This is a genomic window from Brucella haematophila (assembly GCF_005938105.1).
In the GTDB taxonomy this organism is placed as follows: domain Bacteria; phylum Pseudomonadota; class Alphaproteobacteria; order Rhizobiales; family Rhizobiaceae; genus Brucella; species Brucella haematophila.
Genome location: NZ_VCPE01000021.1, coordinates 24,405 through 39,665 on the forward strand (window position 1 = coordinate 24,405; position 15,261 = coordinate 39,665).

Consider the following 15,261-nt stretch of genomic DNA (forward strand, 5'->3'; position numbering starts at 1 on the left):
ACGTGACAACACCTTCCGCCTTGCTGCGGGCGTCACCACTTCTTTCCCAAAAGGTCTTTCAAAGCGGCGTTGTCGAGCATCGCATCTGCCAGGAGCCGCTTCAGCTTCGTGTTTTCGTCTTCCAGCGTCTTCAACCGCTTGGCCTCGGATACGTCCATGCCGCCGAACTTGGCTTTCCATTTATAGATACTCGCATCGCTGACGCCGTGCTTGCGACAAAGCTCCGCGACAGGCGTGCCCGCCTCGTGCTCCTTCAGAATGCCGATGATCTGTTCGTCTGTAAAACGGTTGCGCTTCATTCTCTGGTCCTCTCAATGGGCCAGAGCTTACTTCAAAATGGATTATTTCAACGGGGCAACGTCAAGGCTCTTAGAGAAGATCAATTGACACGGCTTGGCGACGCAACCATAAAGTGCTATGATTGTGTTGCGGTGGGACCTAATATTTGATCGCAGACAACGTACAGACGCGTGTGCATCTCAACAGGTTGACAACTGTTTTGGTGGCGAATTCGTTGTGCGTTCTCCGAGTTGATAGGCGGATCTCACGGGTACAACAATCATGGAATGAACTTCTCGATCACGGGAGGTTTAGTTTGGTATTGTAGAGCTAGATAGGCGTCGAAAATGAAAGCAGTCGTGTTTCCTAAGGCCGAGAGTGGAGCGTCGCGAAACTTTGATGGAAACCGTATCAGGCTTGAGACGCCAAGTGTTGTTCAGCTGCAAATCGGGCCCGAGGAAGTCGCGCGCTTTGAGCGCGATGGAAACAACCTGCTCCTTATTCTTGAAGACGGTTCTGTCGTAGTCATCGAGAATTTCTTTGTCACAAACGGTGACGCTCGCAATGATCTGGTTTTCGAAGACGGAAACGACGTTACATGGTGGGCGCAGTATGGCGAGACCTGGTCGGGATTTGATATAGCTGAGATCAATTCAACCACCACGGCCGCACCTTTGCCGATGGCACTTCTGGCAGGCATCGGCCTGGCTGCAGGCGGAGCGGCGATTGCTCTTGGCTCTGGCGGCGGTAGTGATGATGGCCCGTCCAACAGGGCGCCTGTTGTTTCTGCTGACCCGGTTGAGACTGCAGAGGACAACGTTTTCAAGGGCGTGATCACTGCAAAAGACGTTGATGGCGACACGCTGACTTTTGAACTTAGTGGCGAAGGCCCTAAGCACGGTACTGTCACTATTAATCCGGACGGAACCTATACCTATACACCTCATGCCGACTATAACGGCCCAGACAGCTTCGATGTCGTCGTATCCGACGGTCGCGGTGGGAAAACGATTGTTACCGTTCCAATCACGGTGACGCCAGTCGTTGACATTGCTCCCGATGAGGTTGTCACCCATGCGGGTGAGCCGGTGACCACCGCTGTACTTTCCAACGATATATTCAAGGATCCAGACGCCCGCATCAGCGCCGTAACCCCTGGCGCACACGGATCCGTCGTCGTTAATCCAGATGGAACGATAACTTATACACCAAAGCCTGGTTTTGTTGGAACTGACACCTACACTTATACGGTTTCAAGCGGCGGTACCGAAGAGACAACGACTGTCACTGTTACTGTGACCAATCAGCCTCCGGTCACGGAGCCAGAATCCGTTATTGCGCCTGAAGATACCCCCGTATCGGGCAATCTGCTTGGAAACGATAGCGATCCAGATGGCGATGCGATTTCCATTAGCCGCTTCGAGGTCGACGGCTCGACCTATCTTCCTGGCGAAAAAGTTAGCATTCCTGACATTGGCATGCTTGTGATCAACGCTGATGGCTCATATTCCTTTGAACCAGTTGCCAACTGGAACGGGATGGTTCCGACAATTACCTACACTGTCAGTGACGGCAACGACGGCGGTTCGACGACAAGCACTCTTGATATAGAAATTACGCCCGTTGATGACGTGCCGGAGACTGTTGGTACGATTGACGATCAGGCGAGCAATGACGCTGATGCCATCACGTCGCTTGATGTGAGCGATTTCTTCAAGGATGTTGATGGCGATACGCTTACCTACACTGCAACGGGCCTGCCGAAGGGTCTGACGATTGATCCGAATACGGGCATTATCAGCGGCACCATTGATCCATCCGCAAGCCAGGACGGTGTGGGCGGTGCGCATAGTGTGACGATCACGGCGAATGATGGCACCAGCACTGTCGAACAAACCTTCACATGGACTGTTTCCAATCCTGCTCCAACCGCCAATGATGATGCTGTAAGCACTGACGAAGATACGCCTGTGAGCGGCAATGTGCTGTTTGACAGCGCAGCAGGCGATGTGACTGACACTGATCCAGATGGTGATGAACTCGTCGTTACAAAGTTTGAGATCAATGGAACCAACTACAACGCTGGCGAAGATGCCACAATTGTGGGCGTTGGTACGTTTAAGCTCGAAAGCGACGGCTCTTACACCTTTACGCCGGACAAAGACTGGAACGGCACGGTTCCGACCATCACTTATACGATCAGCGATGAGGAAGGCGGCACAGATACTGCCACTCTCACCATCACGGTTGATCCAGTCGATGACGCTCCGGTGATTGCTGGGGGAGACCAGGACGGAACAGTGATTGAGGCAGGTGTTGTCGATGACAACACACCAGTTCCTGGCAATCCAACCGCGACAGGAAGTTTTGACGCATCCGATGTCGATGGCGATACGCTTAGCTGGAGCGTGCTGGGCACTCCTGATGAAACCTACGGCACCTTCACCATCGATGCTGTAACAGGGGCTTGGTCCTATACGCTCGACAATTCGCTGAGTGCTACTCAGGCTCTGAACGAAGGCGATAAGGTTGAGCTGAGCTTCGATGTCCAGGTGAGTGACGGTAAGGGCGGAAACGAAACCCGAACAGTCGTCATTACAATTAACGGCACCAACGATGCACCGGTTGCAAATGCCGACACCGGATCAGTGTCGGAAGCAGGCGTTCAGGACGGTGGTAACGATCCGATAAGTGGGACTGCCACTGCAACCGGCAATGTCTTGACGAATGACACTGACGTTGACGATGGCGAAAAGGCCACGCTGGCCGTAAATGAAGTCAAATTCGGTGACACAATCGGCTCGGTTGGATCAAGCATTCAGGGAACCTATGGCAAGCTCACGCTGAATAGCGATGGCAGCTACACATACGAACTTGATAACAGTTTGCCACAAACTCAGTCTCTGAAGCAGGGCGAGCAGGTAACCGAGACTTTCACCTATACAGCGGTTGACGTTAACGGTGCGACAAGCAGCAGTACCTTGACCATCACAGTCACTGGCGCCAATGACCGTCCGGAGATCACGTCCGGAACGACTGAAGCAAGTGGCGAAGTGACCGAACAGGGAACCGCTAACCCTGATCAAAACAGTGTGGTCAGCGGAACATTGGCAGCATCCGATGTTGATAAGGATGCGACACTGACCTGGAGCGTCGTCGCCACCAACGGGACATATGGCACAATCGGCATTGACCCCCAAACAGGTGAGTGGACGTATACGCTCGACAACACTCGAGCTGCCACACAAGCCTTGAATGATGGTGAACAAAGAACAGAAACGTTCACAGCAGTGGTGACGGACGAGCACGGAGCTACTCGCGAACAGGTCATTACTGTTACTGTCAATGGTAGCAACGACGATATCACGGGTCTTGGCAACGAAACGATAAGTGTCCTCGAGGACGGCGTCGTTAACGGCTCGCTGCAAGATTTCGTCTCTGATGTTGATAACAACATCATTTTGACCGGCTTCTCGGTGGATGCCGATGGCGACGGTATTGATGAAACGTATACCGCGGGCCAAACAGTTGAACTGAAAAACGGTGCAGATGTCCTTGGCACTCTGATCATCGGCGAAGACGGGAAATATAGCTTCACACCCGCTCCGAACTACGGCGGAAATGTTCCAACTGTTACCTATACCATGGCAGAAAGCGGTGGTGGCAAGTCCGTAACGCAGACGCTTGACTTCTCAATCACAAAGGTTGCCGACGCCCCTGATCTTGAGGCAAATAAGAACCTTAATACTGATGAAGACACCGCAGTTTCGCTCGGTCTGAAGACACCTGTTATCACTGACACCGGCACAGGTACGACTAACAATGATAATCCAGAGCGTCTGGGCGAAATCACGCTGACTATCAGCGGCGCGGGCGCTGATGGCGTAACGCTTTCTACGGGTGCGAAAACGCTTACGCCAGTCGATGGTAAGATCACGATCGTCTTGTCTGATGTGCCTCATGTGAGTGATGTGCCTGCTGCTGACGACGCCCGAGGGATCTATTATCTGACTTCTGCAGAGTATGCGGCACTTGTGGCAAACCCACGTGCTGAAAGCGGCAATAATTTTACTGTAACCGTTAGCGCGACCAGTTACGAAGTTGATGCCAGCGGCGCAAAGATCGCTGGCGTGGCGGGAGCGTCAAGCTCGCAGGTCATCAATGTTGATGTTCAGGCAGTCACCGACGGGGCGGAGCTTAAGAGCGATGTCTCAACGCTTACTTTTGCTGAGGATAGCAAGATCGATTTGTCGAGCCATCTTACTGCGGCTTTGACTAGTACCGATGCGAATGCTGGAAACGACACCGACGGTAGTGAACGTTATTCGTATACTATCAGCAGCCTGCCTGCGGGATCGATCGTAAGCATCAATGGAACCAATTACACGGTTGGTGCGAGCGGCTCTGTCACTTCGCCTGAAACCAGCTCGTTCTCGACGGCACCAAATATTTCCATTACGCCACCACGAGATTTCAGCGGTGATATTAATGATGTCAAAATCACGCTGAATACCCGTGACACCGACAGTGATTCAGCGGGCATTCCGGCGACGGTCGAGAGCAGCGTGACAATCGATCTGCGGGTTACCCCCGTTGCTGGCGATGTCACTGCGACCGACAGTACAACAGCGGAAGATACGGCAGTTCACTTCCTTGCAGGTGTGGCCATCACTGATACGGGTACTGCAGCTGGCTCCGAGGTCATCAACGCAGTATCTTTTGAAGTCCCCACCGGTTGGACTGTTGGGACGCCCGATGCATCGGCAGGCTGGAGCTACAATGTCTCTGGTACCACTGCAACGATCACGTTTGATGGTTCATTGAGCCAAACTGATCGAGAAGCTGTGCTTGATGCCTTCACGATTACGCCGCCAGTGCATAGCAGCCTGGATGCTACAATCAAACTGTCGATCACAAGCACCGATACCAATGGTTCGGACAGCGATACCAAGACAGTTGATCGCGACGTGAAAATCACCGTTACCCCTGTGGCCGAGCGAACCGACAGCGACACTGATGGCAATGGACAAAACGACGTTACGATGAATGGCGATCACGCCTATTCTGTCGCAGGTCAGGAGGATGCCTGGTTTGCGCTTGGTAATAATTACACGGGCAGCTCGAACACAAGTGGGGGTTTTGACGCCCTTCAGACAGCTTGGTCGAATGCAGACTCCGATGAATTTACCTATGCCGTATTGACGCCAACGCTCTCGTCTGACACGGCAACTGATACAGTGATTGGCACTGAATTCCGCTATTCAACAGATAATGGGGTTACCTGGCAGACGCAGACCTTTGTCGGTGAGCCAATCTGGGTACCATCTATTTACCTCAACACGCTGCAGGTTAAGCTTCCAGCTGATGTTTCAGGCACGCTCACCATTGGAGTGCAGGCGGCAACAGTCGACTATGATGATGACCGCGAAGTATCCACGCTCCCGCTCGATCCTCCGCATGAAAGCGGAGACGGTGTCAATGTAGCCATCAGCGGTGAAGCCACGCTTTCTTTGATCAAGTTCGAACCAGTTGCTGATGAAGTAACCATGGCGCTTAATGGTCGTGCTACGGGTCTTGAAGATACGGCAATTCCGCTTTCGATCAAGACCACAAGTTCGGATGATTCTGAAACCTTCAACGTCACCATCTCGGGCATCCCTGATGGCGCTGTAATCACCTATAACGGCGAAAAACTGACTGTCAGTGGGGGTACGGTTACGATTGTTGGCTTCAACAATAGCTACCCAATGACCGTCACGCCGCCGCTAAATAGCAACGACGATTTCAAATTGACCGTCAGCGCAGTTTCGGTCGACGGAACGTCAACATCGGCTCCTGTTTCCCGCACGATTGATGTCGCGGTTACCGGTGTCGCCGATAATGCGGTCATCACGCTGCCCAATGTTGGTTATACCACAACGGAGGCAGCGCTTGATGGAGGCGATCACAAGGTTCAGTTATCCAACGTGATCACCGCAGTGGCGTCCAGCGATACAGACGGATCGGAAGTCACCACGCTTCGCATCACCGGCCTTTCGGAGAACTTCTCGCTAACCGGAGCGACAATGGTCGTTTCGGGCACCGGAACAGAACGGGTCTGGATGGTTGCTGCAAGTGACATTTCAAAGGTGTCTATTGTCGTTCCTGAAAACTTTAGTGGAACGGTGGATCTGAAGGTTGCTGGTGTTACGACTGAAAACGATGGCGATTCTCGCACAGGTGCGCCGACGGATGTGAGCTTTACTGTGACGCCTTCGCCAGAGGCGCTGATCACATCAACTGCCACTCTCATCGAGGATGAAATCACCAAACTCAATCTGGCAATCATCCCCCAAAACGGTGATACAGATGAAAAATTGGGCAGTATTTTCATTCCGCTTGATTACGACACGAGCAAATTTACGCTCTATGTCGGCGGAACAGAAATTTCGGCAGCTAACCTTGAAACGAAGGAAATCGATGGGGACATCTACTACATTGTCCCGTCTGAACAGATCGGTAGTCTGGGCGCAAAAGGTGCCACCAATCTCGACGGCGGTCTTGGTGAGTTGAATTTCCTTTATGAAGTGATTGATCCATCCACTGATGACACCTTGACTGCCGTGAAGGAACTGAAGAATGGCTCGCTTACAATTGACGCGCTGCCGGTAACAGATGCTGTCGTTGCATCGATTACTGCGATCAACATGACTTCAGCCACTGGTACGACTTCTGATAATGTTCCCAATGACGATGCTCAGCCTGATACTGCAACCGTTACGACCAGCGGAACGGTGACTGTAAACCTGCATGTGAACTCAGAAGACACGGATGGCAGTGAGCATCTGGTTCGCGTGGTTATTGAGGGTGTTCCTGATGGTGTCACCGTCAACGGCGCATCCCAGATCGGGGCGGGTTCTTGGCTCCTTATTTATGATGGCGCGGATGCACGATCGATAGGCGCAGGCGGCATCGACCTTCCTGTCGAATTCGTGGTCGGAAAGGGTGCGTCTAACATCACATCGCCGATCACAATGACTGTGCTTGCACAGGACGAGGGCCAGAACGCCAACTCGCCTGCCAACATCGTTCCTGATTCCGTTAAATGGAACCTCACCGTCAATCTGGGCGACGGCCAACCTTATCCCGCTCCAGTTATTGATGAATGGAACTACAATGGCGCGCAGGGCACAGAAGAAAAGGAATTTGGCCTAGACAGTGTTATTGATGCCCAGGTCACAACCGGTGATCCGAGTGTGGCTTATAGTTACACTGTCACGCTCACCAATCTGGCACCAGGAACAATCGTCGACGGGATGACCTTCACTACCATCAACGGCGTGCCGACCTGGTCGGCGACCGTCGTGGTACCTGTAGGCGGCGATAGTCAAGCTGCACTCGATGGCTTGCTTGCTGGTATCAAGATTACGCCACCGCTTAACAGCAATGAAAACAATGCCGAGTTCAACTTTGATGCCAAGCTGACGGCTGCAGCAGTAGGTGGCACAAGCACTGAAGCAGTCACCAAGCCGGATATGCCAATCATTCCGGTGACGGACGAGGCGACTGTTACCATCGACGTTCCTGACGTCGCCGAGGGCGAAACCAGCGTCACTGCAACGATTTCGGCGGTCGATGTAGCAGACGGGACGTTTGGGACGATCGTTGACGGCAAGCTCTACGTTCAGGTTTCGACCAACGGCAATGACAACGGCACATTTACTGACGGTGAAGGCAGAACGCTGACGCTTACCGACATCAGTGGGGTCGAAGGCGTGCCAAATGGCAAATATTATGTTGTCGAAATCGGCACTGCAGGTGGTTCGGCTGAACTCACCTATACTGCCCCTGTTGGAACCGTGCTCCAGCCCGGCGACGTAACTTTCAATGCCTGGGTACAGACACAGGAAACAGGTGCAACTAATACCGAGGCAGCTTCCGCTTCCAGCAACGCTGAAATCTTGATCGTCAACAATGGCGTCACGGTGGAAAGCCAGCCAGTCACCGGCAAGGAAAGCGTCTCTTCAGACAAGACCAACGCGATTGAGTTGACTGGTCTGTCGATTACTCTCAAAGACAATGATGGTTCGGAAGCTATCAAGTCCATTCTATTGTCCGGTGTTCCGGTCGGCTTCCTGCTTTATGTCGGGTCAAGTGCAGGTGATGCGACTGTCGCCTCCCAGGCTTCTAATGCCGGCGGCGACGGCAGCACCAATACCTGGGTACTTTCCTCTGATGGGACGATGCCGGCTTATGTAGCAATCCTGCCTGCACCGCATTGGAGCGGTACACTTACGGATCTGTCGCTTGTTGTTGAATCGGGCGAGAATAGCCTGCCGACAACCCGGGTGGACACTGTGCCGCTTGAACCAGTGACCATTGAAGCGGTCGCGGACGGAATAGCAATTGATCCAACCTTGTCGTTTGGCAAGGAAGGTCGCGTTATCAGCTTGAACCTGAATGCAGCCATGGTTGACGCTGCCGCGGCAGTCGCAGGTGTTGCAGATGCAAGCACTGAAACCACAACCTTGAAGTTGACCGGGCTCGGAGCTCACGCAGCCTTTTATATCGGCGGTGAGCTTATCGACGAAAATAACGCTACGATATCGATTCTTTACGATCAGCTCACCAATTCCTACACGATCACTGGCTTGTCGCAGGACAATCTCGATAAGCTTGGTTTCGTTCAAGCAGCATCCGCGCTTACCGATCAGGACTCGTCCACGGCGGGTACGCAGATCAGAGTCGAGGCATGGACGGTTGAAAGTGCAACAGGGGCAGAATCTCAGCATGTAACCGACACGTTGACGCTTGCTGTTACACCAACAACAGCCACAACAGGTAACGACACCTTTATTTGGAGTGGTTCCAACATCAACGGCCGAGCAGGTTCCGACACAGTTGCTCTGCGCTTCGGCGAAGATCTCAGTGGTGATGACCTTAAGCAACATCTTAAGAATATCGAGATTATTGATCTGGGAATTCACGGGACGAATGCAATCACGGATCTGACCCCCGATGATGTTCAGGCTATAACCGATGCAAACCATATCCTGACCATCAAAGGCACATCGGAGGATATGCTGTCGCTTTCAGGCAACTGGGTGCTGCAGTCTGACGGATCGTACACTGGAACAGGTGAAAGTGGCACGACGGTCACTCTGAAGCTTGACGGCGGCGTGACGATTGAAGGTCATGAGGATGCCGTCGCGTCAAGTTCTGACCATTCGACCCTGTTCTCCTTTGCACTGGCAGAAGAAACAGAAAGCTTCGGTTTATCCTCGATTGATACGCAGACAGCCACAACGCCTGTCGTTGAGCAACAGGCTGCTCTTTCAATTGATGACGTGCTGTCCTCGGACACAGGTCACGATTCGATTTCAGCCATCCTGCCTGACGAGCACGAAGCCAAACCGTTTTCGTCAGATGTGGGTGGAGGAGCTTCGGATTTCGTGGATGTCAGCTCGCCGATGACTGCACCTTCGCTCGAAGACGAACTTCGTTCGGCTGTTCACTACGAGGTCTGATATTGTGAACGCCGCGCCAAACCAATCTGGTCACGCCCCTTCCGGGGCGCGCGCCAACCGAGGATGGATCGAAGCCGTAATGCGCGTCGCAACGCATTACGGCATGGCCATCTCGGTCGAGCGCATCAAACTTGATATGGCATGGTCCACAGATGAGGACCGGTTGGCTACACTTGCGCGCTCGGTCAGTCTCTCCATCCGCCAGATTGATGAGGGCGCTGCAGCTGTATCGGCTCTAAGACTCCCACTACTTGTCGAGTTCAATAGCGGCGAAGTCGGCGTCATTGAACGGGAAACCGCCGAAGGGTTCGGGGTAATTCTGGCCGGTGACAAGGGGCTTATGACCCCGCTATCGCGTGAGGACTTGGCCAAGCGCCTGCGGCGACTGTTTGTTCTCCGTCCTGTTTCGTCGCGGCCCGACCGACGGATCGACGACTATATCGCGCCTTGGCGTCCCGACTGGTTGCGTAGTATAGCACTTGCCGACCTTAAGCCTTACCGCGCGGTCATGGTTGCATCCCTTGTGACGAACGTGCTGGCGCTTGCTGGCACGATTTTTTCGATGCAAGTCTATGACCGTGTCGTACCCGGACAATCGATGAGCACGCTCTGGGTCTTGTTCATCGGCGTTATGATGGCGATCCTGTTTGGTATGGGTGTACGTACGGCTCGCAGCCGTATTACCGATATAGCCGGAAAAGCAGCTGACCTGCGGATATCGGACCGGGTGTTCGGCCACGCGCTTCGTATACGCAATACCGCACGACCACGCTCCACCGGAACTTTTATCTCGCAGATCCGCGAACTGGAACATGTCCGCGAAATGCTGACTTCGACGACCGTGGCAGCGATCGCAGATGTTCCATTTTTTCTGCTGTTTTGCGTGTTGTTTTTTTACATCGCCGGCGCCTTGGTCTGGATTCCTCTTTTGGCGATGGTTTTGCTCATCGTGCCTGGACTATTGGCACAAAAGCGGCTGCGTCGACTGGCTGAAACAAACACCCGAGAATCTTCGCTGCGTAGTGCGATGCTTGTTGAAGCCATCCAAGGGCTCGACGATATCAAGTCGATGCAGGCGGAGACGCGTTTCCAGAACTTGTGGAACCATTACAACGAAACCACTTCCGGCTCATCAATGGAGCTGCGCGATCTTGTTAACCGGTTGTCGTCTTTTGCGCAGACGGTTCAAGGAGGGGTGTTTGCGGTCGTCATTTTCTTCGGCGCACCGATGGTTATGGCTGGCGAGCTAAGCACGGGCGTGCTTGTCGCAGCCTCGATGCTGTCTTCAAGGATGCTTGCACCACTCGCGTCGGTCACCCAAATCCTCAATCGCTGGCAACAGGCCCAGGTTGCGCGCAAGGCACTTGACGGCCTGATGGCTCTTCCCGTCGACGCGCCTCAGGAAGAGCAGCGAATTCATAAACCTACCATCAGCGGCGCGTTTCGCATCAAGGATGCAATATTCGGGCATAATCCGGAAACTCCCGTTCTTAAAATTGATCAGCTTACGATCGCGCCGGGCGAGCGCATCGCTATTTTAGGACGCAATGGCGCGGGTAAATCCACGCTCTTGTCTGGTCTTGCCGGCCTTCTCGAGCCACTGGCTGGGGAAATCCGTGTCGACGATATCGTTATGGGTCTTATCGATCCGACAGACGTCAGGCGTGACATCGGGGTCATGGGGCAGGGCGCTCGGCTGTTTCACGGTACATTGCGTGAAAATCTTACGCTCGGTGCGCCTATGGCAACCGACGAGGATGTCCTTGATACGCTCGAAAAAATGGGACTGGTGGATTTTATCAATAGGCTCCCTGAAGGTCTCGATTATCTCGTGCAAGAGGGCGGCCTCGGTTTATCGGGTGGGCAAAAACAAGGGCTTTTGCTCGCGAGGCTCCTGCTTAGGAAACCACGTGTTCTATTGCTCGATGAACCGACAGCTTCCTTTGATGAAGTGTCGGAGGCAGCAGTTATTCAGGTGCTTGGCCAACTGGGCCGTAACATTTCGGTTATTGTTGCAACACACCGCCCGGCGATGCTGCGGATCGTTGACCGTCTAATCGTGGTCAATAATGGTGTGGTTGCGATGGATGGGCCTAAAGATCAGGTTCTAAACCAGTTGCGATCCGGAAAGGCTGCTGCATGAGCCTGCCACTTAATACCACAGATGAACGTGTTACCGCGCGCTCGGAAAGTCGATTTGTCTGGCTCGTATTCTTATTGCTCACCCTGTTTCTCGCCTGGGCCTGGTTTTTTCCGCTTGTTGAAGTCTCGAGTGGTCAAGGAACTGTTGTTCCGAGTTCAAGAGAACAGGTTATCCAGTCTCTTGATGGCGGGATCTTGACGCTAATCTCTGTCAAGGAAGGTGATATCGTCGAACGCGGACAGATCCTGGCCCAACTCGATCCGACCCGCACTGCGTCCAACGTTGAGGAGGCAGCCGCAAAGTTTCACGCCTCTATTGCTGCGGCTGCACGCATGCGTGCTGAGTTGGGTGATCAGGATGAAGTGGTCTTCCCGGAAGAACTGGCTGGTGATGAGTTTGCACAATTGCGTGCCAACGAACTCGCTCTGTTTAAATCGCGTCGAGAGAGCCTGCGCGAATCCTTGTCCGGGCTGACCGAAGGTCTAGAACTTACGCGTCAGGAACTCGCAATTGCTGAAAAGCTCCAGTCCACCGGAGCGACCAGCAGGGTTGAAGTGATTAAACTTCGGCGCGAAGCTGCGCAGACGAAGCTCGAAATTTCGCGATTGCGCGCGGATTTGCGCGTACAGACCGGCGAGGAACTGCAAAAGATAAATGCCGAGGCCGAGGTGCAGGCATCCATCATGCGCGGTCGGGCGGATCAACTTGATCGCTTGGTGTTTCGCGCACCAATGCGCGGCATCGTTAAAGACATTGCTGTCACCACGATCGGCGGTGTCATTCCGGCTGGAGGGCAGCTTATGACGCTGGTTCCGATGGATGACCAGCTCCTCATTGAAGCTCGCATCTCGCCGCGCGATATCGCTTTCATTCATCCAGGACAGAACGCATTGGTCAAGGTCTCAGCCTATGACTACGCCATTTTTGGTGGTCTCGCTGGTGAAGTTGTCACGATATCGCCAAATACTGTGCGCGACGAGGTCAAACAAGACTTGGTGTTCTACCGCGCCTATATTCGAACCCATGAAGACTTTCTGACGAACAAGGCCGGAGCTCGGTTTCCAATTGTTCCAGGCATGATTGCGACGGTTGACATTCGCACCGGTGAGAAAACGGTCTGGCAGTACCTGATCAAACCGTTCAACCGAGCGCAGGAGGCTCTCCGTGAACGTTGATGTCGAACCTTGCTCAGCCCTTTCCCGATATATCCAACAAACAAAATCTCCAGTACGAGGTCCGAAATGACAAGATGGTTCAGCGCGCGCGCCGCTTTCCTTCAACTTTCCATCATCACTCTTGCAACACTTTGTCTTTCGCCCGCCCATGCACGCGATAGCCTCAACGAGGTTAACCCTCACGCCGGCTTTTCCTCGGTATCAAAAGCATATTCCGACATGGATAAGCGCTATGTTCGGGTCGGTATGCCGCGCGATATAGCTCAAGTTCGCCGCATTTCGGTTGGTCAGTCCCAAGCGGCCTTGCAGGCAGTATTGGGGCGTGCCGCTCATCGCAACAGTGACGGATCACTCGAGTTCAATCTTTCGCTACCGCTTGTCGGTCGTGATCGTTTAATTTGTCAATATCGGGTTTACTTTGACGGTGCAGGTAAGGTATCTCACGCGGCGTGGAGGCGTCCACAATGCGCCGATTTGGTCGCAGGCAACCGAAACTGAAGACCAAATGATCCCTTTGCGAGCTCACCTGAGAATCTGCCGTCAAGCGGCGCTGTTTATCACTAGCGGTATCCTGCTTTCAGGATGCGTTGGTTTGCCTGCAGCCGATGGTACGGAAGCGGCGATTATTGAGAAGGCATCTGTCATGCCGACTCTGACGCCCGTCAAGGGCGCGCAGGTGGGTGCGGTTGCTCGCAATGGTCTCCTCATCAACCCATCTGTGCGGGAAGCTGCGAGCGTGATTTCCGCTAGTGCGGATCAGGTGAGGGTGCAACGAGCTGCACTGTTCCCGGGCCTTTCTGTTGCTGCTGGAGCTGGTGTTGGTTCCGGCAGCAGTGGCAAACCCGGTGTGGATCTTACAGGTTCACAGCTGCTGTTTGATGGTGGCAACTCCAAGCGCGCGGTAAAGCTGGCCGATTTTGATCTTCAGATCAACTATATCGCTTTCCAGAAAACTGTCGACGATACGCTGCTGGAAATTCTAAAAACTTATGCTGACGTTCAGATGAAGAGCGAGTTGCTTGACGTCTACAAAAGTCAGCTCAAAGCTCTTACCGAGCTCGACAAACTTGTTGCAGAGCGCGCCACAAATGGGGCTGTTTCATCGAGCGATCACCTGGAAACCCGCAAGCGAGTGCAGTCGGCGGCATTTCTTGCCAACGATACCCAGCTCGAACTCGGCGAGGCAAAGGATCGTCTGACATTGTTGACGGGCCAGTCGCAGGGCGGGCGGGTCTCCCTATCGACCAAGTCATGCAAGGCACAGGGCGAAACCGACCATCTGCGTATGATCCGTTTGTCACAGGCTCGTGCCCAGGTAGCCCTCGAAAAGGCCGAGAAGGAAGTCACTCCACGCATTGCGTTGCAGCCTGTGGTTGGCGGAGAGCTCGGGGTGAACAAACTACCACTAGGATTGAACGTCGATGTTCGATCTGACTTCTTGCAGGGTGGCGCACTTACAGCAAGAGCGAATGTCGCGCGAAACAATCTGGCTGGAACGGAAGCCAAGCTGGCGTCTGTACAACTGCAAGACAGCATAACCGAAAGCGCGCTCGTACGCAGCCTTGCAGCAGGTGATATAAAGACGACGATGCTCAAGAAGCAGATTGAACTGCTCAAAAAGACCAGAGTGCTTTATCGAGAGCAATACTTTGACATGGGAACCCGCCAACTTTCTGATCTGCTGGATAATGAAGAAGAGTATTACAGCCGACAGGCTGAGCTCGCAAAACTGCGGTCAGACATGAGCATCACGCAGGTGCAATGCGCCATCCGAAATCGCGGGCTGCGTGAGGAACTCAAGATCAACGGTAACAGTATTTACGGTTATCCTTTGTCGCCAGACTTGATTTAAGTAATAGATACCGAGCTTGCCACCAGCAACTTTTGATCCGATCATAATTCGATGCTCCGACGACCAAGTCGGAGTGGTCGATTGCTACAAGTGCTGCCGCAGAACTAAAATGCTATAGAAGCTTTAATACCGTGTCTTCCGCGAACTTTGGATGCGTGTTGATAGGTTAGGACGGATCAATCGATACTGGACGTCACTTCAGTCGGAATAGCTGTGCACGTCTATTATAATTCGCAGCGGCCGCGGTGATTTTCGTAGTTCCATAAGCTATCTTACGTGATCCAACTCGTATAACAGGGTGGGTTC

The 15,261-nt window shown here is 53.3% G+C and carries 5 protein-coding genes and 1 pseudogene; 5 read left to right on the forward strand and 1 reads right to left on the reverse strand.

Annotated elements, in window-relative coordinates; genetic code table 11:
- Positions 1-3: 3 nt before the first annotated feature.
- Positions 4-299: pseudogene (locus FGI60_RS23005) on the reverse strand (transposase); the annotation flags it as partial.
- Between the two features lie 327 nt (positions 300-626).
- On the opposite strand from FGI60_RS23005, the gene FGI60_RS23010 reads away from it, so the two are divergent.
- The 5 genes from FGI60_RS23010 to FGI60_RS23030 all read left to right on the forward strand — a co-directional run bounded on the left by FGI60_RS23010 (position 627) and on the right by FGI60_RS23030 (position 14,955).
- Positions 627-9,785, forward strand: a complete 9,159-nt coding sequence (locus FGI60_RS23010; RefSeq protein WP_138787142.1) for an Ig-like domain-containing protein — start codon at positions 627-629, stop codon at positions 9,783-9,785.
- A 4-nt stretch (positions 9,786-9,789) separates the two neighbouring features.
- Entirely contained in the window at positions 9,790-11,928 is a 2,139-nt protein-coding gene (locus FGI60_RS23015) for a type I secretion system permease/ATPase (protein WP_268898866.1), read from the forward strand.
- Complete coding sequence (locus FGI60_RS23020; protein WP_138787144.1) at positions 11,925-13,103, forward strand: HlyD family efflux transporter periplasmic adaptor subunit; 1,179 nt, start codon at positions 11,925-11,927, stop codon at positions 13,101-13,103. The genes FGI60_RS23015 and FGI60_RS23020 overlap by 4 nt, the downstream gene beginning before the upstream one ends.
- Positions 13,104-13,169: 66 nt before the next feature.
- Entirely contained in the window at positions 13,170-13,601 is a 432-nt protein-coding gene (locus tag FGI60_RS23025) for a hypothetical protein (protein WP_138787145.1), read from the forward strand.
- Positions 13,602-13,695: 94 nt separating this feature from the next.
- Positions 13,696-14,955 (forward strand): TolC family protein, encoded by a 1,260-nt coding sequence (locus tag FGI60_RS23030; RefSeq protein WP_171058840.1) that lies wholly within the window; start codon positions 13,696-13,698, stop codon positions 14,953-14,955.
- Positions 14,956-15,261 lie beyond the last annotated feature (306 nt).

Bases quoted from the DNA above. Each gene is read 5' to 3' on its own strand.
- FGI60_RS23025 (WP_138787145.1), top strand. From the start codon at position 13,170: ATGACAAGATGGTTCAGCGCGCGCGCCGCTTTCCTTCAACTTTCCATC.
- FGI60_RS23020 (WP_138787144.1), top strand. From the start codon at position 11,925: ATGAGCCTGCCACTTAATACCACAGATGAACGTGTTACCGCGCGCTCG.
- FGI60_RS23010 (WP_138787142.1), top strand. From the start codon at position 627: ATGAAAGCAGTCGTGTTTCCTAAGGCCGAGAGTGGAGCGTCGCGAAAC.